General features: G+C 63.5%; 16 protein-coding genes and 10 pseudogenes. All 26 read right to left on the bottom strand.

Annotated elements, in window-relative coordinates; all coding sequences use genetic code 11:
• Window positions 1-21: 21 nt before the first annotated feature.
• Window positions 22-126: pseudogene (locus LN139_RS24805) on the bottom strand (hypothetical protein); the annotation flags it as partial.
• 22 nt (window positions 127-148) lie between these two features.
• The gene (locus LN139_RS09995; RefSeq protein WP_236359757.1) at window positions 149-1,150 is read right to left on the bottom strand and encodes a diguanylate cyclase domain-containing protein; all 1,002 of its coding nucleotides are present in this window, start codon (window positions 1,148-1,150) and stop codon (window positions 149-151) included.
• A 74-nt stretch (window positions 1,151-1,224) separates the two neighbouring features.
• Window positions 1,225-1,620, bottom strand: a complete 396-nt coding sequence (locus LN139_RS09990; RefSeq protein ID WP_236359756.1) for a hypothetical protein — start codon at window positions 1,618-1,620, stop codon at window positions 1,225-1,227.
• A gap of 48 nt (window positions 1,621-1,668) precedes the next feature.
• Window positions 1,669-2,588, bottom strand: a pseudogene (locus tag LN139_RS09985) (class I SAM-dependent methyltransferase).
• Window positions 2,589-2,630: 42 nt separating this feature from the next.
• Window positions 2,631-2,846, bottom strand: a complete 216-nt coding sequence (locus tag LN139_RS09980; protein WP_236359755.1) for a hypothetical protein — start codon at window positions 2,844-2,846, stop codon at window positions 2,631-2,633.
• A 113-nt stretch (window positions 2,847-2,959) separates the two neighbouring features.
• On the bottom strand, window positions 2,960-3,448 hold the full coding sequence (locus tag LN139_RS09975) for a cytochrome b (RefSeq protein ID WP_236359754.1): 489 nt from the start codon (window positions 3,446-3,448) through the stop codon (window positions 2,960-2,962).
• A 100-nt stretch (window positions 3,449-3,548) separates the two neighbouring features.
• Window positions 3,549-3,797 (bottom strand): hypothetical protein, encoded by a 249-nt coding sequence (locus LN139_RS09970; protein ID WP_236359753.1) that lies wholly within the window; start codon window positions 3,795-3,797, stop codon window positions 3,549-3,551.
• Window positions 3,798-4,118: 321 nt separating this feature from the next.
• Window positions 4,119-4,395: pseudogene (locus LN139_RS09965) on the bottom strand (peptidylprolyl isomerase).
• Window positions 4,392-5,000, bottom strand: coding sequence for a CopD family protein (locus tag LN139_RS09960; RefSeq protein ID WP_236359752.1), 609 nt, complete (start codon window positions 4,998-5,000; stop codon window positions 4,392-4,394). The pseudogene LN139_RS09965 and the gene LN139_RS09960 overlap by 4 nt, the downstream one beginning before the upstream one ends.
• Before the next feature lie 251 nt (window positions 5,001-5,251).
• The gene (locus tag LN139_RS09955) at window positions 5,252-5,593 is read right to left on the bottom strand and encodes a copper resistance protein CopC (protein WP_236359751.1); all 342 of its coding nucleotides are present in this window, start codon (window positions 5,591-5,593) and stop codon (window positions 5,252-5,254) included.
• Window positions 5,594-5,660: 67 nt separating this feature from the next.
• The gene (locus tag LN139_RS25610) at window positions 5,661-5,966 is read right to left on the bottom strand and encodes an ABC-type transport auxiliary lipoprotein family protein (protein WP_442964402.1); all 306 of its coding nucleotides are present in this window, start codon (window positions 5,964-5,966) and stop codon (window positions 5,661-5,663) included.
• 40 nt (window positions 5,967-6,006) lie between these two features.
• Window positions 6,007-6,177 (bottom strand): annotated as a pseudogene (locus tag LN139_RS25605) (ABC-type transport auxiliary lipoprotein family protein); the annotation flags it as partial.
• A 135-nt stretch (window positions 6,178-6,312) separates the two neighbouring features.
• A pseudogene (locus LN139_RS09945) lies at window positions 6,313-7,932 on the bottom strand (PqiB family protein).
• Window positions 7,925-8,539, bottom strand: coding sequence for a paraquat-inducible protein A (locus LN139_RS09940; RefSeq protein WP_236359750.1), 615 nt, complete (start codon window positions 8,537-8,539; stop codon window positions 7,925-7,927). The pseudogene LN139_RS09945 and the gene LN139_RS09940 overlap by 8 nt, the downstream one beginning before the upstream one ends.
• Window positions 8,532-9,143 carry a paraquat-inducible protein A gene (locus LN139_RS09935; RefSeq protein WP_236359749.1) on the bottom strand — a complete coding sequence of 204 codons (612 nt, stop codon included), beginning with the start codon at window positions 9,141-9,143 and terminating at the stop codon, window positions 8,532-8,534. Before LN139_RS09935 ends, LN139_RS09940 begins: the two co-directional genes overlap by 8 nt.
• A gap of 149 nt (window positions 9,144-9,292) precedes the next feature.
• A pseudogene (gene rarD, locus LN139_RS09930) lies at window positions 9,293-10,178 on the bottom strand (EamA family transporter RarD).
• 157 nt (window positions 10,179-10,335) lie between these two features.
• Window positions 10,336-11,094 carry a CSS-motif domain-containing protein gene (locus LN139_RS09925; RefSeq protein WP_236359748.1) on the bottom strand — a complete coding sequence of 253 codons (759 nt, stop codon included), beginning with the start codon at window positions 11,092-11,094 and terminating at the stop codon, window positions 10,336-10,338.
• Between the two features lie 113 nt (window positions 11,095-11,207).
• Window positions 11,208-12,151, bottom strand: a pseudogene (locus tag LN139_RS25600) (lysylphosphatidylglycerol synthase transmembrane domain-containing protein).
• A pseudogene (gene clsB / locus LN139_RS25595) lies at window positions 12,148-13,408 on the bottom strand (cardiolipin synthase ClsB). The pseudogenes LN139_RS25600 and clsB overlap by 4 nt, the downstream one beginning before the upstream one ends.
• On the bottom strand, window positions 13,357-14,160 hold the full coding sequence (locus LN139_RS09910) for an endonuclease/exonuclease/phosphatase family protein (RefSeq protein ID WP_236359745.1): 804 nt from the start codon (window positions 14,158-14,160) through the stop codon (window positions 13,357-13,359). The pseudogene clsB and the gene LN139_RS09910 overlap by 52 nt, the downstream one beginning before the upstream one ends.
• 75 nt (window positions 14,161-14,235) lie before the next feature.
• Window positions 14,236-15,318, bottom strand: coding sequence for a molybdenum ABC transporter ATP-binding protein (modC, locus tag LN139_RS09905; protein ID WP_236359744.1), 1,083 nt, complete (start codon window positions 15,316-15,318; stop codon window positions 14,236-14,238).
• A gap of 5 nt (window positions 15,319-15,323) precedes the next feature.
• On the bottom strand, window positions 15,324-16,004 hold the full coding sequence (gene modB, locus LN139_RS09900) for a molybdate ABC transporter permease subunit (protein ID WP_236359743.1): 681 nt from the start codon (window positions 16,002-16,004) through the stop codon (window positions 15,324-15,326).
• A complete protein-coding gene (gene modA / locus LN139_RS09895) occupies window positions 16,004-16,756 on the bottom strand; it encodes a molybdate ABC transporter substrate-binding protein (protein ID WP_236359742.1) in 753 nt (250 codons plus the stop codon). The genes modB and modA overlap by 1 nt, the downstream gene beginning before the upstream one ends.
• A gap of 191 nt (window positions 16,757-16,947) precedes the next feature.
• Window positions 16,948-17,608 (bottom strand): annotated as a pseudogene (locus LN139_RS09890) (DUF799 domain-containing protein).
• Window positions 17,605-18,018, bottom strand: a complete 414-nt coding sequence (locus tag LN139_RS09885) for a DUF4810 domain-containing protein (RefSeq protein ID WP_236359741.1) — start codon at window positions 18,016-18,018, stop codon at window positions 17,605-17,607. Before LN139_RS09885 ends, LN139_RS09890 begins: the two are co-directional and overlap by 4 nt.
• Before the next feature lie 15 nt (window positions 18,019-18,033).
• Window positions 18,034-18,751: pseudogene (locus LN139_RS09880) on the bottom strand (CsgG/HfaB family protein).
• Window positions 18,752-18,955: the final 204 nt, after the last annotated feature.

Genomic DNA, 18,955 nt, shown 5'->3' with positions numbered 1-18,955 from the left:
GGCGCCCTGAACGCGGCCACTGGCAAGATCGATGCGGGGCTGGTACCGCGATTCGAATTCGTCGCGCTGCAGTGCGCGGCGCAGGGCGTGCTCAAGCGTGACCCGTTCCTGGATACGGCTGGTCATCGACGCCTGGTAATAGCGAAAATCATTGCGCCCAGCCTCTTTGGCGCCATACATCGCCGTGTCGGCGTGGCGCAGCAGGTCGAGCTGCACTGCCGCCATCGGCCGGGCAGATGGCGACGCCGATGCTGGCACTCACCAAGGCCGTGTCGCTGCCGAGCACGAAGGGCTGGGCGGCGGCCTGCAGCAAGCGTTGAACCACCGGTGTCGAGTCACTGGGGTGGTTCAGGCGATCGAGAATGAAGGCGAATTCATCGCCACCGAGCCGGGCCAGCGTATCCCAGGGATGGATGTGTTCGGCGAAGCGGCGGCTTGCCTGTATCAGCAACTGATCACCCTGGGCATGGCCAAGGGTGTCGTTGACTTCCTTGAAGCTGTCCAGGTCCAGCAGCAACACCGCCATGAAGCCGCCTTGTTGCTGCACGTGCTCGATGCTTTGCGCCAGGCGCTGCTTGAACAGCACGCGATTGGGCAGGCCGGTGACGGCGTCGTGATGGGCCTGGTGAACCAGCTCGGCCTCGACCTCCTGGCGTTCCGCTATTTCACGGCCCAGTGCCAGGTTGCGCCGCCTGGCCTGTACATGGCTGTGGCTCAGCGCGGCAGCGAAAGCGGTGAGGATCGACGTGGCCGCCATGCACACCCAGAACAGCAACGAGCTGCCCAGCGTTCTGGCTGCCCAGCCCACCATGGGCTGGGCAGCCACTTGCCACTGGCCACCGGGTACCTCCAGCGAGGCCAGGGCGCTTTGCCCATCGAACAATTGGCTGTCGCCATGAATCAGCGCGCCTTGCGCACCTTGGCCGTCGGCGCCGCGTACCGCCAGGCGCAGCCTTGGGTTCTCCAGCAGCCCGGACGCCCGTAGCAGCCCTTCGATATCGGTAATCACCGCCACGGTGCCCCAATAGCGCAGGTGCCCGTTGTGGCCGCCAACGAATACCGGGCGCCGGTAAATGAGCGCAAGGCCTCCCTGGCGCAGTTCGACCGGGCCGGCCAGCAGCGTCTGGCCGAGCGCGCGTGCTCGGCGCACGCTGGCGTATTGCCGGGGCAGGCTGCGGTCAATCCAGGCCGAGTGCGGCCTCGTTGCCCGGCAACGGGTAGATGTCAGCGGATCACATCGTTGGGTGCAATGGCCATGTGCCGGATAGACGGCACGTTGGCCATGGCCTGCTCGGCCATGCCGTGAAAATGGCTGGGCGAGATATCGCCATCGACGTTGATCAGCTGCAGCAGGCCTTCGGTTTCACCATAGGCCGCGCGGATCTGGTTGTGTGCCTGCGCCACCACGGCGCTCAGTTGAAGGTTGACGTCCGCCCACTGCTCCTGGCGCTGATGGCGAAGGTCAAGCAGGCTGCCCCACAGCGACAAGGCAGTGCCCACCAGGGCAATGCCCAGTGGCAGCGCCCAGATGCCCCACGGCCGCGCAGGAACCTGATTCGATTCCGGGACAGGCGAGGGCGCAGCAGGCGAGGGCGCATGTGAACGGCTGAATGGTTTCATTCCGTTGTTATCGGCCGCCGCCGTGCTCGCTGCAGTGCAGTTGGTCGGCTAACCAAGCTGAAAGCTCAATACTTTCAGGCCGCCTTCCGGTTCGCTGTCAGGAAATTCCGGTGGGTTGTCGAGGCGTTCGATCAAGCGCAACGCGGGCGCCTGTTCGGCCATGCGTTCGATCAGGTACTGGCTGGGCAGGGCCGGGTCGTTCATGCAGGCCAGTACCCGGCCGTGCGGTGCAAGCAGGGCTGGAAGCCTGCGCAGGATCCGCTCGTAGTCCTGGGTTAGCACGAAGCTGCCCTTCTGGAAGCTGGGAGGGTCGATGATGATCAGGCCATACGGCCCCAGGCGGCTGAGCTTGCCCCAGGACCTGAACAATTCATGCCCGAGAAACTGACCTTCGAGAGGTCATGGCCGTTGAGCCGATGATTTTCCCGGCCGCGTGCCAACGCACCCCGGGCCATGTCCAGGTTGACTACGGCTTCGGCTCCGCCTGCGATGGCGCACACCGAGAACGCACAGGTGTAGGCGAACAGGTTGAGCACCCGCACGCCTTGGCTGTGTTCGCGAACCCATTGCCGGCCCAGGCGCATGTCCAGGAACAGCCCGCTGTTCTGAGCCTGGCCAAGGTTCAGCTGGTAGCGCAGGCCGTGTTCGTTCACCACTAGCTCCGGATATGGCTCGCCGGCAAGCCATTGGCCTGGCGCACCTTGCTGGTAGCGCAATTGCAGCAACACGGCATGCACCTGTGGCTGGCGTGCCGCAATTTCCCTGCAACGCTGCGTGAAGGCCGGCAAATCGTCGGGCGGGCGAAACAGGGAAATTTGCAGCACACCTTCGAACCAGTCGACGCAGACCTGCTCAAGCCCGGGCCAGCACCTGCCGCGGCCATGCAGCAAACGCCGCGTTTGATCGGGCAGAGCGGCCAGCTGTTGGGTGAGCAGGGTATCGAACAGGTCAAGCGCAGCGTGGTTCATCGAGGGCGCGGCAGTCGGGTAAGGGCGCGCAGGATAGCGAACTCAGGCGCCGCGTTCTTCGTCGCAGCGATAAAGAATGGTTTTGTCTTGCTGGGCACGATTGAGGGTTTCGGCGAAATCTTCGCAGCGGCTGGCCCGGCGATGATCGGCGACCGATTTGGGCGCGCTCCAGACGAATTGCGGGGGCATGCACACACTGTGAGTGGGGTCGGCGCATACGAGGGCGTTGAGAAACAAGGCGGGTATTGCGGTGGGCATGAAGAGGCTTCCTCCTGAGGTTGTGGTGTTCAAGCGTGACGCTGAACCGCAAGCGGAGAGTCAGGGTAGCCGGTGTCCGGAATATTTCAAGGCAGCGCGCGCTGCAAGTGACGCTACAGCATGCGCGCAAGAATGCGCCGGCCATTGAGGTGATGCCAGGCGACAGCCAGCAGGTGCAGTGTGACCAGCAGAGCGAGCAACATGCAGGCCACGTGATGCCACTGGTGCAGGCGAGCGAGCCAGGCACCGTCGTAGACCAGCTCGGGCAGGGTGAACACACCGAACATGCTCACCGGGTGAGCCATCATCAACACGCCAGTGACCAGCACCACGGCAGTCAAGCCGTAAAGTGCCAGGTGCACGTTGTGCGCCAGGCGCTGCCCGTCATGGCCATCGGTGGCGCGCCAGCGCAGCAGGCAGCGCCAGGCGAACAGGGGAATGAACACGGAGGTGGCTTGCGGGTTGAACTGCTCGACCCAAAGCCGCAGCGGAGCATCCGGAGGCAGTGCCAGAACGCCAAAACCACTGAAAGTCGCCCAGAGGATCATCAAGGCTGAAAGCCAGTGCAGGGCGCGGCGGGAAGGGCTGTAGCGTGGCGGCATGGGCGTACTGATGAGTGAATGAAAACGCCTCGCATTTTCACCGTTCATCCGCGTGCATGCAATCGGTGCCACCGGCAAAGTTTCGCAGCTGTGACGCAGGTCAAGGCGGCGTCGGCACTCCGGCGCACTGCAGGCGGCCTTCTTTCAGCGCGTCGGCATACTCATTGAGCTGCGTTTCATCGCGCTGGAAAATCTCCGCCATGCGCTTGAGATTCTGCGCGTCGGCGAGGCTGCCGCTGTTTTCGAGGCGCTTGGCGATCTGCAACAACTCCACCGCAGACCATTTGAGGTCCGAGGCGACGCCTTGCAAGTCGCGTTTGAGGCCGAGTTCTGGCTTGTTCAGGCTCATGTGAAACCGCTGCGCCTCCGTTGCGTGTGCGGGTGGTAAGTGTTGATCATCCAAAACACCTGACGAACTGGCAAGTCCAATCGACCACTGGTTCTGAAAAAGCTATTGCAATACCCTGAAAATACGTGGGTTTTTACTGATTCCATACCTTGAAAACGAAATCCTGCCTTTTAGGTGATTTATTGGCTAAAAAGGATGAGTAATATTCGATAAGCCAATGTTTTTAATATAAAAATATTTTTAAATGAAGCGGCGGGTGTTTTACCTTCCCCTCTGCGACCTCAGGAGGCGCAGGCTGCGTGGCTGTACGTGCGCAAGGCATCAGCCTCGAAAGAAAACCTGCACCAGGTGGTACCCGAATTTGCTCCTGATCGGGCCATGCACGGTACGCAGCGGCTTTTTGAAAATCACCTGATCGATCGCCGGCACCAATTGACCCGGTCGCAGTTCTCCCAGGTCGCCCCCGCGCTTGCCGGATGGACATTGCGAGTGCTTGCGGGCCAGCAGCGTCGAACGCCTCGCCCTTGGCCAGGCGCTGTTTGAGCGCTTCGGCCTGCTCGGCCGTCGCTACGAGAATATGCCGCGCTTGAGCTTTCATGCTGCCCCCATTGGAACGGGTGCCAGTGTGCCTAGCCAGGCCACCGCTCCCAGTGCGAACACCCCGCACAAGGCCTCGGCAATCAGTGCCGTGCGCATACCCGCAGGCGGAACGCGGCGTGCCTGGTATCGGTTGTAGAGCGCAAAACCCAGCATGGCGAGCACTGCCGCAGCCTTGAACGCAAGTACCGTTGCGAACGCCGAACCTGATGGCAGGAACTGCCCGGTGATCAAACGCGTGTTGATGACCCCGCTGATAAGGATTATCCCAACCAATGGCACGCCGATAAGGCTGAACTGACGCATTGAGTCTTTTAAATCAACGAGTTGTGGCTTGAAGCTCATCCAGATTAGCAGGAAAAGACCCCCAAGCCAGGCGCCCGCGCAGAGCAAGTGCAGCATCTGGTTCAACACCATCAGGCCACCTTCGATGCCAGTGAACATCGCCACATGGCCCACCGGTGCCATGGTTGCAAGGGCTAGCGTCGACAGGGCGAGTGCAGGGGTGTGCGACCGCCGGCCAGGCAGGCGCCAGTACACCAGTTGCAACAGGCACAGCACCAGGTGCACGCCCCAGATTTTGCCGAAGAAGGTGCCGAACAGCACGCTACGCAACGTTGCCGACTGCACCCCTTGCACCCAGCTGCCGCTCAATTGCGCGCTTGTTGCCAGCAGCCAGCCTACGCCGCTGAGCAGCGCGAACAGCGCAACAAGGCAGAGAAAGGGGTCCATCAAGCGCCGTAGGGGCAGCACCGCCTTGGAAGGCGCAAGGCGCGCGGCGCAACAGTGATACGCCAAACAGCAGCATCAGGCAGAGGTAATGCGTGAAGCGAAATAAAACCAGTAAAGTCATCGGGTTACGGCTTGATTGTGAAGTGGAATGTACCGTTGCTGGCATGGGTATCGACCGACACCACTCGCCATTTCAGATCATAGTCGCCAGGCGGCAGTGAGGCAGCTGGCTGCACCAACAGTACCCGCTTGTCGTCGGGTGCGGTGGTGGGTGATCCGGTAGGCAGCGGGCGGCCCTGGCTGTCGCTCAGCGTGACCTGGCAGAAAGCCGCTTCGAGGCCTTCGGAGAACACCAGTTCGAGTTGAGTAGCGTCGGTTGCAGCGCCCGAGAGGTGCGCATGGGCATTGGCAAGGCTGGGCAAGGCGCAGGCGATCAGGCTCAAGGCCAAGGCGGGCAGAAGCTTCATGGCAGGTCTCGCGGCATGTGAAGGCGGCGACTTTACCAGCCGCCCCGACCTGCCGCCAGCGCAGGCCTCAGCGAGGGCAGCCTGCCTGCGGCGCATTGGCCAGCGCACGGCCGCTGCCGGCGATGGCCTCGGCCAGCTGCCCAATTGCCTGCTGATGGGCCAGCACCACACTTGCAAGCGACGCCTGGCTCGGTACTCTCAAATGGCTGCCGCAAGTGAGGCTGCGCGGTTGCTCTCCGCTAAGCGTGATGCTCCATACCACATCGATCAGCGCGTATTCGCCCGGCGGTGAATCGAAGCGCCTGACATCCGCACGGACGCTCAGCACCGGGACACCCTGCGGCTTGCGGCATGCCCGCCAGGTCGCGGCCACCCAGTGCCTGCTCCAGGCGGTTGGCCAACGCGTCATGGAATTCGTCGGCCAGTGGCGCTGCCCAGCGTTCATTGTCCAGGATCGCCAGGCCGCCCTGGCTCTGGCGAATCACCAGCGAAGGCTGGTCGACCTGCACCGGAATGCGCACCGACTGCAATTGAAACGCAGGGCCGGGTGTTGGCGCGGGGCTGCGCCCAGTGTCGGTGGGCATGAGCGTGTAGTAATGGGTGGGTACCGAGCTGCACGCCGAGAGCGCCAGGGCGCCGAGCAGTGCCAGTACACGCGGGGTTCGAAGGTTCATGGCTGTTCGGCCTCGCGGGAAGTGGAATCGGAGGAGCGGTAGGCGTCAGGGCTTGCCCTGGCCCGTGCGGCCACGGATCAGCGCTTCGGGGTGGCGGCCAAGGAAATCGGTCGAGGGCACGCACCGAGCGGGCGGTGCGCTGCAGGTCTTGCATGGCATCGCTGATTTCCTGGCGTTGCGGCGAGTCCTCACCCAGCGCCTTGCCGGCACTGGCCAGCGTCTTCTGCGCTTGCGCCAGGGTCTGGTTCAGTTGTGGCAAGGTCGAGCCGTTCACCTGGCCGAGCGTTTTGCTCAGCTGCGCCAGGCTGCCATTGAGGTTGTCGCCGATCTCGTTGATAGGCAGTTTGCCGAGTTTTTCCACCATCGCCTGGAGCTGCTCCTGGAGTTTGTCCAGGCTGCCGGGCACGGTGGGAATCTCCAATGGCCGTGCGGCCATGTTGAATTTGACCGGCGCCGCATTGGGCACGAAGTCCAGCGAAATCAACAGCTGGCCGGTGATGAGGTTGGCACTGCGAGCCTGGGCACGCAGGCCTTGTTTGACGAACGCGGCCATCAATTGCGCCGAGCGTGCATCGTCCTCAGCGCCCCACTGGGCGAGGATCTTCTCGTAGGCCTTGCCCAGCCGCGCCGGGTAGATCACAGCGCCTACCACGGTCGGGAACGCCTTGCTGTCCTGGTCGTAGTCAAGGTCGACCGACACCACTCGGCCCAAGTTCACACCGTGGAACTCGACCGGCGCATTTACCGCCAGGCCACGCAGCGACTGGTTGAAGCGCATGCTGATGTAGCGCGCCTCGCCATCTGGTGGCGCCAGGGCGTTTTCCTGGTCGTCGAAGAGGTTGAAGGTGTGCCATTGCTCGGCAGGTTTTGCGTTCAGGGCTGTACTTGGGCTCGACGAATGCCACGCCGCCGGACAGGATCGCCGCCATCGACTGGGTATTGACCTTGAGCCCGGCAGCGCCCAGGGCAACATCAACGCCACTGGCGTTCCAGAAACGGCTGTCGTCGGTGACGAATTTGTCGTTGGGCGAGTTGATGAAGATCTGCACGTCGATGCCTTTGCCGTCGTCCGAGAGGCGGTAAGAGATCACCTGGCCTACTTGAATGCGCCGGTAATAGACCGGCGAGCCGATGTCCAGCGAGCCCAGGTCGTCGGTGTGCAGGTTGAAGCGCCGGCCTTTCTGCCCGTAGGTAATCGGGGGTGGCGTTTCAAGGCCGGTGAAGTCGCGGCGGGTTTTCTCCGAGCGGCCTGGGTCGGCACCGATGAAGGCGCCGGAGAGCAGGGTATCGACCCCAGAAATGCCTTGGGCACCGATGCGTGGGCGCACGACCCAGAACTGAGTGTCTTCGGAGGAGAAGGCGCTGGCCGAGGCATTGAGCGCTACCGTGGCGGTGACGCGGCTGCGGTCGCTGGCCAGGTTGATGTCGGTCACGTGGCCGATCACCACGTTCTTGTACTTGACCTGGGTCTTGTTGGCCTCCAGGCCCTCGGCGGTCTGGAAGTCGATGTTGATCTGCGGCCCCGCCGACAGCGTGCCGTGGATCAGCATCGTGATACCCACAGACGGCCGCGGCGATCGGCACCAGCCACACCAGTGAAACGCTGAAGCGGCGACGCTTCACCTCCGGAAGGCCGGGCGCCGGGGAGTGTCCTTGATCAGTCATCGTCTACCTCTGCGTCCCAGATCAGGCGGGGGTCGAAACTCATGGCTGCGAGCATGGTGAGTACCACTACTGCGCCGAAAAACAGAATACCCGGGCGCGGCGAAATCGCGCTCAGGCTCTGAAACTGCACCAGGGCGGCGACCAGCGCCACCACCAGCACGTCGAGCATCGACCAATAGCCGATCAGCTCGATGAAACGAAACAGCCTGGCCCGCTGCAGCATCGCCCAGGTGCTGCGGCGCTGGCAGGTCACCAGCAACATGCCCAGTGCCAGGAACTTGAGGCACGGCACCACGATGCTGGCGAAAAAGATGAGCAGGGCGATGTCCCAGGAGCCGCCTTTCCAGAACTCGATCACGCCACTCATGATGGTGTTCTCGGCAGCGTTGCCGAACATGCGCGTGTTCATCACCGGCAGCACGTTGGCGGGGATATAGAAGATGAGCCCTGCCAGCAGGAATGCCCAGGTACGAGCGATCGAGTTCGGTTTGCGTGCATGCAAACGGCTGTCGCAGCGCGGGCACCGGGCCTCGGCCTGCGAGCATACTCTGGAGCAGGTATGGCAGTGGACCAGGCCTTGATCGCGAGCGAACGGCAGTTTACTCATGGCGCGCCTCGTACAGCCGCCACAGTTGCTGCACACCTTTGCCGGAGATCAGGATCAACAGCACAGTGAGCATCGATAATGCCCATAAACCAACGCCGGGATGCACATCGAGCATGCCCCCCAGCTTGATGATCGCCACCAGAATACCCAGCAGGCACACCTCCAGCATGCTCCAGGGGCGCAAGTGCTCAAGTGTACGCATGCAAACCCGAAAGCCTGGCGCAACTCGCCCGGCCACGGCATGGCAGAGCAGCCAGCCGAGCAACAGGATCTGCAGCATCGGCGCCAGGATGATGGTCAGCGCAGTGACGGCAGCCATTGGCGTAATCTCGCCCCGCGCCAGAGCCTGCACCGATTGCGCCAGCGTGGCGGCATTGCCGAGGCCCTCCATGCGAATGCTGATCACAGGGAAGATGTTGGCGAACAGGAACAGCAGCGCGGCCGTGACAGTCAGTGCCAATTGCTGTTGCAGATTGAACCGCGGCGCGCGCCAGAGCACTGCCCCGCAGCGCCGGCAGTGGGCCGTCTGCCCACGAGTGAGGGGCGCGGCGCGATATCGGGTGTCGCAATGCTCGCAGATGATCCAGTCGGGGGCGATGATCATGTTCCTTGGCTCGCCAAATGCTGTGGCTGGCGCTGTCGCGCGTGATCCGTGTGGGCGTTGCATTCTGAGCAATACCTTCACCGCTGTCCATCGGGGTGATGGTGCTTTGATTGCGCGGCGCTCGGAACGATCCCTTCGCGCCTGCAGCTTCAGATGCGGCGCCGTTGGCGTATCAGATGCCGGGCGCCTTCGAGGATCAGCACGGCCACCGCAAGCCAGATGAACCCGTAGGTGGGCCATTGATCGCTACCGATGGTTTCGCCCAGCAGCAGAGACACCACCACCAGCAATGCGGGCTCGACGTAGCTGAGCAGGCCGAACAGGGAGAACGGCAGGCTCCGGCTGGCGGTGACGTAGCTGACCAGCGCCGCTGCGCTGATCGCGCCCAGCACCGGGATCAGCCCATACAAACCCGGGTGTGCGGCAAGGTCGGCACTCGACAGTGGCCCCTGCCAGACAAACCACAGCGCCACTGGCGATTGCAGCAGCATATCGACCCACAGCCCGCCCAGGTGGTCGTTGCGGCAGCGCCGGCGAATCACGAAGTAGACCGGATAACCCAGCGCGACGACCAGCGTTTCCCAGGCGAAGGAGCCGTGGCGCAGCACCTCATGGCCTACACCAACGGCAGCAAAACACACGGCCACGGTTTGCAGCCGAGACAGGCGCTCGTTCCACAGCAGCTTGCCGGTCAGCACCATGGTCAAGGGCAGCAGGGAATCAGCCCATGGATACCTCCAGGCTGCGGCCGTGCAGCGGCGCCCAGAGAAACAGCCAGAGCTGCACACCCATCAGCGCGGCAGTGGCCATGCAGCCGATAAGCAGCACTGGCGTGGCACGGATGCGCCGCAGCAAACCTGCGGCCAGGCGCCAATCGCCGGTGGTGATCAGAAACAGCGTCACGCAGGGCAGTGTCAGCGACATGCGCCAGCCGAAAATCTCCTCGCCGGTCAGTGGCGTGAGCAAGGAAGTGTAGTAATACATCGTGGCAAACAGGGCGGATGCGGCAACCGATGCGATGATGCCTTTGTGCAAAGGAACCTCGTGCGAAAGTGTCGGAACAGAGCGGGCGGGCACATTACCGCAAGCGGCAGGCGAAGGCATGCATTTCTTTACAGGCATTCAAGGCCGGGCCTGGCTTCGATAAAGGCTAGCAGGCGCAACGGCTAGCGCTTGCACCGCCCTGGTGCCCTCAACCGCGCGTACGGGTCAGTGCCCAGTGGCAAAGCCCGGCGCAGACGACCGAGAGCGCACCGAGCTTGACCAGCATCTGGAGCAGGCCGTCGCGGAAAGCACGCAGAACGTCGTCTGCAGACAGGGTACTGGTGATTTCGTAAGGCCAGGAAGAGGACTTCGCCGTCGACGCGTATTGCTGGTTGTCGGTGGTGCGGCCGTGCAGCAGCGCGCCATCGTCCCAGACCTGATAGTCGCCTATACGCAGGGTCAGATAGGTGTCGTCACTGATCATTTTCATCCAGCGGGTGACGCTCTGGATGTTCAGCACCATCAGCAGGTGTTGCTGTTCGGTGCCGTAGCGCATGTGCAGCTTGCCGAGGCCGTCACCCGGAGCGGTGGGGGGGTGAATCATCAGCGACCAGGCAACGTCCTGTTCTTCGGTTTCGGGCTCGCTCATCCGCGTGGAGCAGTCACCCACCAGCTTGAATTCACTCACGAACAAATGGTGCCTTACTGCGTGCGGCTGCGTCGGTTTCGACTGCTTGCAATGGGCGGCATCCAGTGGATGCAGGCGCATGGCCGCTGCGGCGGTTTCGTTGAAGAGCTGATCCAGCTGCCTCAGCGCCTTGTGCAGCACTTTATGGGTTTCGCGTTGAAGGGTGTGTTCAACGGCATGAAAGGTTGCGACCAGGCCCGCTGCCAAGGGCAGCAGGGCGGCCAGCGCGACGATGATTAGCGTTCTGCCAGGCGAGGCCGCCTGCGGGATGGGCTTCATGATGCACTCCTTCGCATGATGGGCGTCTTTGATTCGGACGGCCCAGACTACGGAGTGCTGATTGGCTGAGCGACGCTACAACCTGTCGGAAATGTCCACGCGTTATGCCGGTTTCATCCTTGAGTAGAAGGCGCCGCATGGGCGATCGCTCGACGCTCCATATCGAGGTAAACCAGGCACGCCAGCGCCAGCGGCATCGGAAAGTACAGCGCGCGGTAGGCGATCAGCGCCGCCAGCGAGGTACCTTTGTTGTATTGGCCCTGCATCAGTGTGATGAAAATCGTCTCGAGCACCCCAGCCCTGCGGGAATGTGGGCGATCACCCCGGCGATGCTGCTGATCAGCAAGATGGCCAGGACCGTCGGAAAGTCTGCACCCGAAGGCATCACCCACCACATCAACGTACCCATCAGTGCCCAGTTGAGCGCACCGCTTGCCACCTGTAGCAACGCCATGGGCGCCGAGGGCAGGGTGATTTCATGGCTTTTCCATTTCCATGCGCGCTTGCGTGAGAAACGGCAAGCCAACACCCAGCTTACGCTGGCCATCACCATCAGAACGCCTGCGACGCGCAGGCTGGTCGCGCCAATGTGCACGCTGTCAGGCGATGCCGGCAAGCCGCAGGCGAAAACGATACCGGCGATCAACAGATAGCCGGACCAATTGGTGACCAGGCCCAGGCTGAGGATGCGCGTGACAGTGGCCGCTTTAACGTCGCGTCGGGTGTAGAGGCGGTAGCGCAGCGCAATGCCGCCGACCCATGAGCTGAGGTTGAGGTTGAACGCGTAGCATACGAATGCGATCAGCATCACCTGCCCGCGGCGTAGCGGGTGGCCGGTGTAGGCTTTGCCGATCAGGTCGAAACCGCTGAACACCGCATAACTGACCAGCGCGATCACTGCACCGACCAGCAAGGTCGTCGCCGGGTAGCGCCTCAAGCCTTGCCAGACTTCGTTCCAGTCCTGATTACGCAACAGAAAGTAAAGCAGCACCGGCACGCCGATCAGGCATACCCAGTTCGGCGCACGCAGCACCATAGCCCAGCCCGAGCGCTTCATCCGGCACCTCCTTCGGGCATCTGTGCCCCTTCTTCTGTGACGGGCGCCCATGGCTTGAGCCGTGGGCGGTGAGCGGGCAGCAGGCCTATCCAGGCCGGGAAGTGACGCAGGAAGTGGAAGCGAGAATACAAGCGGCGCACGCCACCAGTGGCCACGCAGCACCCGTTGCAGGGTGACTTGCTTGCTGTGCGCTTGGATGAGGTGGTGCAAGTGCTCATGCAACCGGCTATTGAACGCGCTGTCGTCGATCACGAGATTGGCCTCAAGGTTCAGCGACAGGCTCAGCGGGTCCAGATTGCTGGAGCCCACCGTGGACCAGTGGCGGTCGATCACCGCGACTTTGCCGTGCAACGGGCGTTGGGTGTACTCGCGGATCTGCACGCCATCGCGCAGCAGGTCGTTGTAGAGCAGGCGAGAACACAGGCGCACAAGCGGCATGTCGGGCATGCCCTGCAGCATCAAGGTGACCTCGACACCGCGCCGCGCCGCCTCGCGCAAAGCGCGCAGCAAGCGGTAGCTGGGAAGAAGTAGGCGTTGGCGATCAGGATGCGTTCCCGCGCCTGGTCGATGGCGAGCAGGTATCGCTCCTCGATGTCGTCGCGGTGGCGCTGGTTGTCGCGGATCCACAGGCTGGCAGTGGCGGTAGCGGTATCGGCTTCCAGAGGCACCTGGCGAGTGAGCCAGGGCTTGGGTTCGCGGCTCAGCGCGTGCGGTTTCGTCCATCAACCGCAGGCTGGCTTCATGCAGCGCCTGCACCACCGGCCCGCGCACCTGCACGGCGTAGTCCTGCTTGGCCATCGGCCCGTAGTCGCTCAAGTGGTCGGCGCAAAAGTTGATGCCGCCGATGAAGCCGATTTCTCCGTCGACCACGATGATCTTGCGGTGCAAACGGCGGAACAGGTTCGTTCGCACCCCAAGCCGCCGCGGGCTGGGATCGAAGGCCAGCAGGCGCACACCGGCGTCGGCCAGCGCCTCCACGAAGGGTGCGCTCAGTTCATCGCTGCCGTAGCCGTCGACCAGTACCTCGACCCGCACGCCGCGTTTGGCGGCGGTGATCAAATGAGCCTGCAGTGCACGGCCCACCTCGTCCTCTCGCCAGATGAAGGTCTCCAGCAGCACCTCTTCGCGCGCGGCGTCGATCGCCTGGTACACCCGGGGGTAGAAGGCGTCGCCATTGATCAGCAGCTCCAGTGCATTGCCAACGCTCACAGGCGAACCTCCACGGCCAACGGCACATGGTCGGACAGATGCGACCAGGGCTTGCGTGACGACACCTGAGGGCAGTGGCCCTCGGCGTTGCGCAGGTAGATGCGGTCCAGCCGCAGCCAGGGCCAGCGTGCCGGGAAGCTGCGCGCCGGCGCGCCGTAGGCCTGGGTGAAAACCTCCCGCAGGCCGCACGCTTCAAGCACGCCGCTCGCCTTGAGGCGCCAGTCATTGAAGTCGCCTGCCACGATCACCGGTTCGTAGCGGCCGAGGCTTTCGAGCAGTTGGCACAGCAGCTTGAGCTGCATCTGCCGCTGGCTTTCGTGCAGGCCCAGGTGGATGCACACCGTGTGCACCTCACCCTGGCCCGGCACCGCGAGCACCGAGTGCAGCAGCCCGCGCTCTTCATGGCCGCTGACGGTCACATCGAGGTTGTCGTGGCGCAAGATCGGGAATTTCGAGAGCAGCGCGTTACCGTGATCACCCTCCGGGTAGACGGCATTGCGGCCGTAGGCATAGACCGGCCACATGCTGTCGGCGAGAAATTCGTACTGCGGTGTGTCTGACCAGTTCTCGTAACGCTCGCCGTGGCCGCTGTGGCGGCCCAGCACCTCTTGCAGAAACACCACATCGGCCGACAGCGCGCGCACGGCATCACGCAGTTCCGGCAATACGAAACGGCGGTTCAAGGCGCTGAAGCCCTTGTGGGTGTTGACCGTCAGCACTTTAAGCGAATTGACTGCCTGAGCCTGTTCGGGCAGCACGTCGGCGGCGCGGGCGGCGGCATCGGCGGGCTCGTGGGCCATGGGGTGCTCTCCGGGCGGTGTTGATAGGTCCGACCCGGCGCCCCTGACGAAAGTTTCGCCGCTCTGCGGCAGGGCTCAGGCCAGTACTGCCACCGCCTTGATCTGTGCCCACACCGCAGCGCCTGGCGCCAGCCCCAGTTGATCGGCCGAGTAGCGTGTCACCCTGGCGAGCAGTGGTGCCCCGGCGCAGTCCAGGCGCACCAGCGCATGTGCGCCCACCAGCTGGACCTGGCGCACCGTGGCCGGCAGGCGGTTGAGGATGCTGCTTTGGCTTTCACGGTGCAGGCTCAGGCTCACGTCACGTGCCTGCACCTGAACCCGCAGCCGGCTGCCGGCCGGCCGTTGCGGATGGGCGATACATAGGCTGGCCTCGCTTTGCGGCAGGCGCAGCCCCAGCAACTGATATTGTGCGTCGAACCCTTGCACCTGGCACTCCAGCACTACCCCTGCGTCGCTGTCTTGCGCCAGTGGCAGGTCGAGCCTGGCCAGGGTCTCGGTGATCGGGCCGCTGGCGACCACTTCGCCGCGCTCCAGCAACACCAGATGGTCGGCCAGGCGCGCCACTTCGTCCTGAGCATGGCTGACGTAGATCACCGGGATATCCAGCTCGGCGTGGAGGCGCTCAAGGTAGGGGAGGATCTCGTTCTTGCGGGCCTTGTCCAGCGCGGCGAGGGGCTCGTCCATGAGCAGCAGCCGCGGGCTGGTCGATAACGCCCGAGCAATCCCGACCCGTTGGCGTTCGCCACCGGAGAGCTGGCCGGCGCTGCGTGCCAGCAGGTGGCCGATACCGAAGCATGCTGCAGACCGCAGCATGAGAGATGCGCCGCTGCGAAGCGGGCACGCGCCGCCAGCCATAATCCAGGTTGGCCTGCACCGAGAGGTGCGGAAAAGGCTGGCCTCCTGGAACACGTAACCCAACGGCCGCCGATGCGGCGGCACGAAGATGTTGCGGCGCGTGCATTGCCACACTTCGCCGGCGACTTCGATGTAGGCGTCTTCTGCGCGCTCGAGCCCTGCCAGGCAACGCAGCAGCGTGGTCTTGCCCGAGCCTGACTGGCCGAACAGCGCGGTAATACCGGTAGGCGGAAGAGCCAGGTTCACTTCCAGGTGGAAGTCGCCACGGTCGGCCAGCAGCCGGGCTTGCAGGGCAGGGGGCACGGCGGTCAACTCCAGGCAGCCTTGGGCCCGCGCCTGGCATGGAGCGCCAGCATCACGAGGAAAGAGAAGATCACCATCGAACCTGCCAGCCAATGGGCCTGGGCAAACTCCATGGCTTCGACATGATCGAAAATCTGCACCGACACCACACGCGTCTTGCCGGGGATGTTGCCACCGATCATCAACACCACGCCGAATTCACCCACCGTATGGGCAAACCCGAGGATCGCGGCGGTGATGAAGCCCGGGCGCGCAAGGGGCACTACCACGCTGAAGAAGCAGTCCAGCGGTGAGGCGCGCAGTGTGGCGGCCACTTCCAGCGGGCGTGGGCCGATGGCGCTGAAGGCGTTCTGCAATGGCTGCACCACGAACGGCAGTGAATAGATCATCGAACCGATCACCAGCCCGGCGAAGCTGAACACCACGGTGCCCAGCCCCAAAGCCTGGGTCGCCTGGCCCACCCAACCGTGCGGGCCGAGCAACAGCAGCAGGTAAAAGCCGATCACCGTCGGCGGCAGCACCAGCGGCAGCGCCACCACTGCACCCACCACCGCGCGCCAGCGCGAGCGGCCGTGCGCCAGCCACCACGCCAGTGGTGTGCACAGCAGCAGCAACAGCACGGTGGTGAGGCTGGCGAGCTCCAGCGTCAGGCGGATAGCCGCCCAGTCAGCGGCATCCAGTGGCATCAGAGGGCGTAACCGTAGGACTTGATGATCTGCGCCGCTTTCGGGCCTTTGAGGTACTCGACCAAGGCTTTGGCGGCAGCGTTGTCCTTGCCTTTGCTGAGGATCACGGCGTCTTGCTTGATCGGATCGTACAGCTCGGAAGGCACGATCCACGCCGAACCGCTGGTGACCTTGCCGTCCTTGTAGATCTGCGACAGCGCTACAAAGCCCAGTTCCGCTGCACCGGTGGAAACGAACTGATAAGCCTGGGTGATGTTCTGGCCTTCCACGATCTTGGCCTTGGTGGTATCGGCAAGGCCAAGCTTGTTCAGCACCTGGGTGGCAGCCAGGCCATAAGGCGCCGCCTTGGGGTTGGCGATGGACAGGTGTTCGTAGCTGTTCTTTTTGAGCACCTCGCCCTTGTCGTCGACATACCCTTCCTTGGCCGACCACAGCGCCAGCGTGCCGATGGCGTAGGTAAAGCGCGAGCCCTTGACCGTTTCGCCTTCCTGCTCAAGCTTGGCCGGGGTGCTGTCGTCGGCCGCAAGGAACACCTGGAAGGGCGCGCCGTTCTTGATCTGGGTGTAGAACTGCCCGGTGGCGCCATAGGCGGCTACCAGTTTGTGGCCGGTGTCTTTCTCGAAACTCTGCGCGATCGCCTGGATGGGCGCGGTGAAGTTGGCGGCCACCGCCACCTGGACTTCATCGGCCTGGGCGGAGAACGCTACCAGGCTCAGGGCCAGCGCGGCGAAACGAGGGGTGAAGGCAGTCATGCAGCAGCTCCTTGGCATTGTCGTTGTGTAGGCGACTATATAGCGAAGCGCGCGAGGCAGAGCAAGGGGCATCGCCTGCAAGGCTGTGTGGGGTGGGAGATTGCCTGAACGCCATAGGGTTGGGTAAATGCAACGCCTGAGCGGCCGTCCCGAACGAGGTGGCCGCCGGTGCTGCGGACGGGGCACCTGGATCAGTCGCTGCCGTAACGTGGGGAGCGCGGCCCATACAGCAAGCCTGGCGGATGCCCGGCCGACAACAACCGCGCACTGGCCATCCCGGCGATCAGGGTAGCCAGCGTCTTCGACCACGTTGGAGACGATCTGGTTGACTGCCGCCACCACCAGCATCCCGACCAGGCCGCCACCTGAGTTGTTCTGGTTTTCCTGGCTCGACGCACTGGCGCTGCCGGTCCAGAGGGTGGTGTTGGTCTTGAGATCGACCAGGCGGGCCTGGACGGTCACGATGGTGGCGCTGGCGAGCACCATGTACTTGGTGCCGTAGTCACTCACGGTGATGTACAGCCCGGCATCGGCGCCGTAGATCTCGCGCAACTTCGCCGGCGGCAGCTGGTGAGCATCGCCTGCTGCCGTCACGCCGTTCTGGCGAAAGGTTTCATCCACCAGTGCCACCGGCACCACGTAGTAACCGGCTTCGGCCAGTGGCACGGTGACCTGCGACAACAGGCTGTAGGTGGCCTTCACATCAGGCGACTCGTTCAGCGGCGGCAGCACCACGATCGAGCGTGGGCGAGCCTGCTTGTAGGCCTGGTAGTCGACGGTCTTGACCGGGGCGCAGCCGCCGGCGAGTGCTGCCAGGCCGATCAGTGCCAGGCCCTTGATCCATGTGTTCATAGCGATTTCCCTGCCGCTTCGGCCGCCGGTGTTGTGCTCGATACGCGGTTGCCGGCGGGGTCAGCAGCCTTGCCTGCGTTTTTCAGCAGAAAGTCCATGTAGGTGGCCGACTCCGGAAACAGCGCCTTCTCCGCCTGGAACTCCTGCACCATCCGGCCTTGCTGGCCGAGGTCGGCGCACAGCAGGCCCATCTGGGCGTGGTAGCCTGGCGGCACTGCGCCGCCCTTGGCCTTGATGCGCTCAAGGCCGGCATCCAGCGCCTGCAACTGCGCTTCCTTGGAATCACCCTTGAAGTAGCCGCGCACCTGGGCCTGATAACCCTCCCATTGGTAGAGGGGGCGTGGCCCGGCACAGCCGGCCAGCCAGCCGCACACCAGCACGGTGGCTGCCAACGTGAACACCTTGTTCATGCATCGCTCCTTCGATCAGCGTTGGGGTTTCCAGGCGCCGCTGTCCACGGCGTCGACCAGCTTGTTCACTGCCTCGCGCATGGCCAGGTCGAGCACTTTGCCGTTCAAGGTGGAGTCGTAGCTGGCGGTGCCGCCAAAGCCGACGATTTCGCGGTTCGACGGTGCATATTCGCCTGCACCCTGGGTGGAATAGACCACTTCCGAAGTGGCGCTATCGACGATGTTCAGCGCCACCTTTGCGTAGGCCACCTGGCTCTTGGCGCGGCCGAGAATGCCGAACAGCTGCTGGTCGCCCACTTCCTTGCGGCCGAACTCGGTTACATCCCCAGTGACCACGTAATCGGCGCCTTTCAGGCGTTGGGCCTGGCCTTTGTAGGTGGACTCCTGCTGGATTTCGCCCAGGTTGTCGCGGTCCAGCACGCTGAAGCGGCCGGTCTGCTGCAGGTGAGTGATCAGGATGGTCTTGGCCTGGCTGCCAAGACGGTCGACGCCGTCGGAGAAGATCCCGCGCATGTAGCTGGAACGGTTGTCGAACTTGCCGACCGCAATCGGCGAGCGCACGCCGCTGTAGGGGCGGGCGACGCTTTCGACCTGGGCCACGGGCAGGGCACGGGAGGTTTCGGTGGCGGCGCAGCCGCTGAGCACGGCCAGGGTACGCGGCCGCCAGCAAGGGAAGGGCAACCGGGGTGAAGATGGGTTTCAAGAACAGCTCCTTGTAGGGTGTGGCGTCCATCGCGCCCGCACGGGCAGGCGCAGGGAGGCGGATTATAGAGTTGAAGGCTAATGGCCACCAGCGGCGCGCTGAAATTGACCTGCCTTGCGCCGCCCATGAGCTATCGGCTGCCGGGTGGATGGCTTGAGTGAGGCGGCCGGTAGTGTGAAGGATTTGTAAATCGGTGACTGGCCTAAAATTGCCGGTGAAACACTGCGAAACTCA

The organism is Pseudomonas sp. KNUC1026, assembly GCF_021650705.1.
In the GTDB taxonomy this organism is placed as follows: domain Bacteria; phylum Pseudomonadota; class Gammaproteobacteria; order Pseudomonadales; family Pseudomonadaceae; genus Aquipseudomonas.
The sequence above is the reverse complement of the archived record's forward strand: the minus strand, read 5'-3'. Positions and strand labels throughout refer to the sequence as shown.

Excerpts from the sequence above, each read along its gene's own strand:
- LN139_RS09990 (WP_236359756.1), bottom strand. The coding sequence starts at position 1,620 with ATGAAACCATTCAGCCGTTCACATGCGCCCTCGCCTGCTGCGCCCTCG.
- LN139_RS09980 (WP_236359755.1), bottom strand. The coding sequence starts at position 2,846 with ATGCCCACCGCAATACCCGCCTTGTTTCTCAACGCCCTCGTATGCGCC.
- LN139_RS09975 (WP_236359754.1), bottom strand. The coding sequence starts at position 3,448 with ATGCCGCCACGCTACAGCCCTTCCCGCCGCGCCCTGCACTGGCTTTCA.
- LN139_RS09970 (WP_236359753.1), bottom strand. The coding sequence starts at position 3,797 with ATGAGCCTGAACAAGCCAGAACTCGGCCTCAAACGCGACTTGCAAGGC.
- LN139_RS09955 (WP_236359751.1), bottom strand. The coding sequence starts at position 5,593 with ATGAAGCTTCTGCCCGCCTTGGCCTTGAGCCTGATCGCCTGCGCCTTG.
- LN139_RS09940 (WP_236359750.1), bottom strand. The coding sequence starts at position 8,539 with ATGAGTAAACTGCCGTTCGCTCGCGATCAAGGCCTGGTCCACTGCCAT.
- LN139_RS09935 (WP_236359749.1), bottom strand. The coding sequence starts at position 9,143 with ATGATCATCGCCCCCGACTGGATCATCTGCGAGCATTGCGACACCCGA.
- LN139_RS09925 (WP_236359748.1), bottom strand. The coding sequence starts at position 11,094 with ATGAAGCCCATCCCGCAGGCGGCCTCGCCTGGCAGAACGCTAATCATC.
- LN139_RS09910 (WP_236359745.1), bottom strand. The coding sequence starts at position 14,160 with ATGGCCCACGAGCCCGCCGATGCCGCCGCCCGCGCCGCCGACGTGCTG.
- modB (WP_236359743.1), bottom strand. The coding sequence starts at position 16,004 with ATGCCACTGGATGCCGCTGACTGGGCGGCTATCCGCCTGACGCTGGAG.
- modA (WP_236359742.1), bottom strand. The coding sequence starts at position 16,756 with ATGACTGCCTTCACCCCTCGTTTCGCCGCGCTGGCCCTGAGCCTGGTA.
- LN139_RS09885 (WP_236359741.1), bottom strand. The coding sequence starts at position 18,018 with ATGAACAAGGTGTTCACGTTGGCAGCCACCGTGCTGGTGTGCGGCTGG.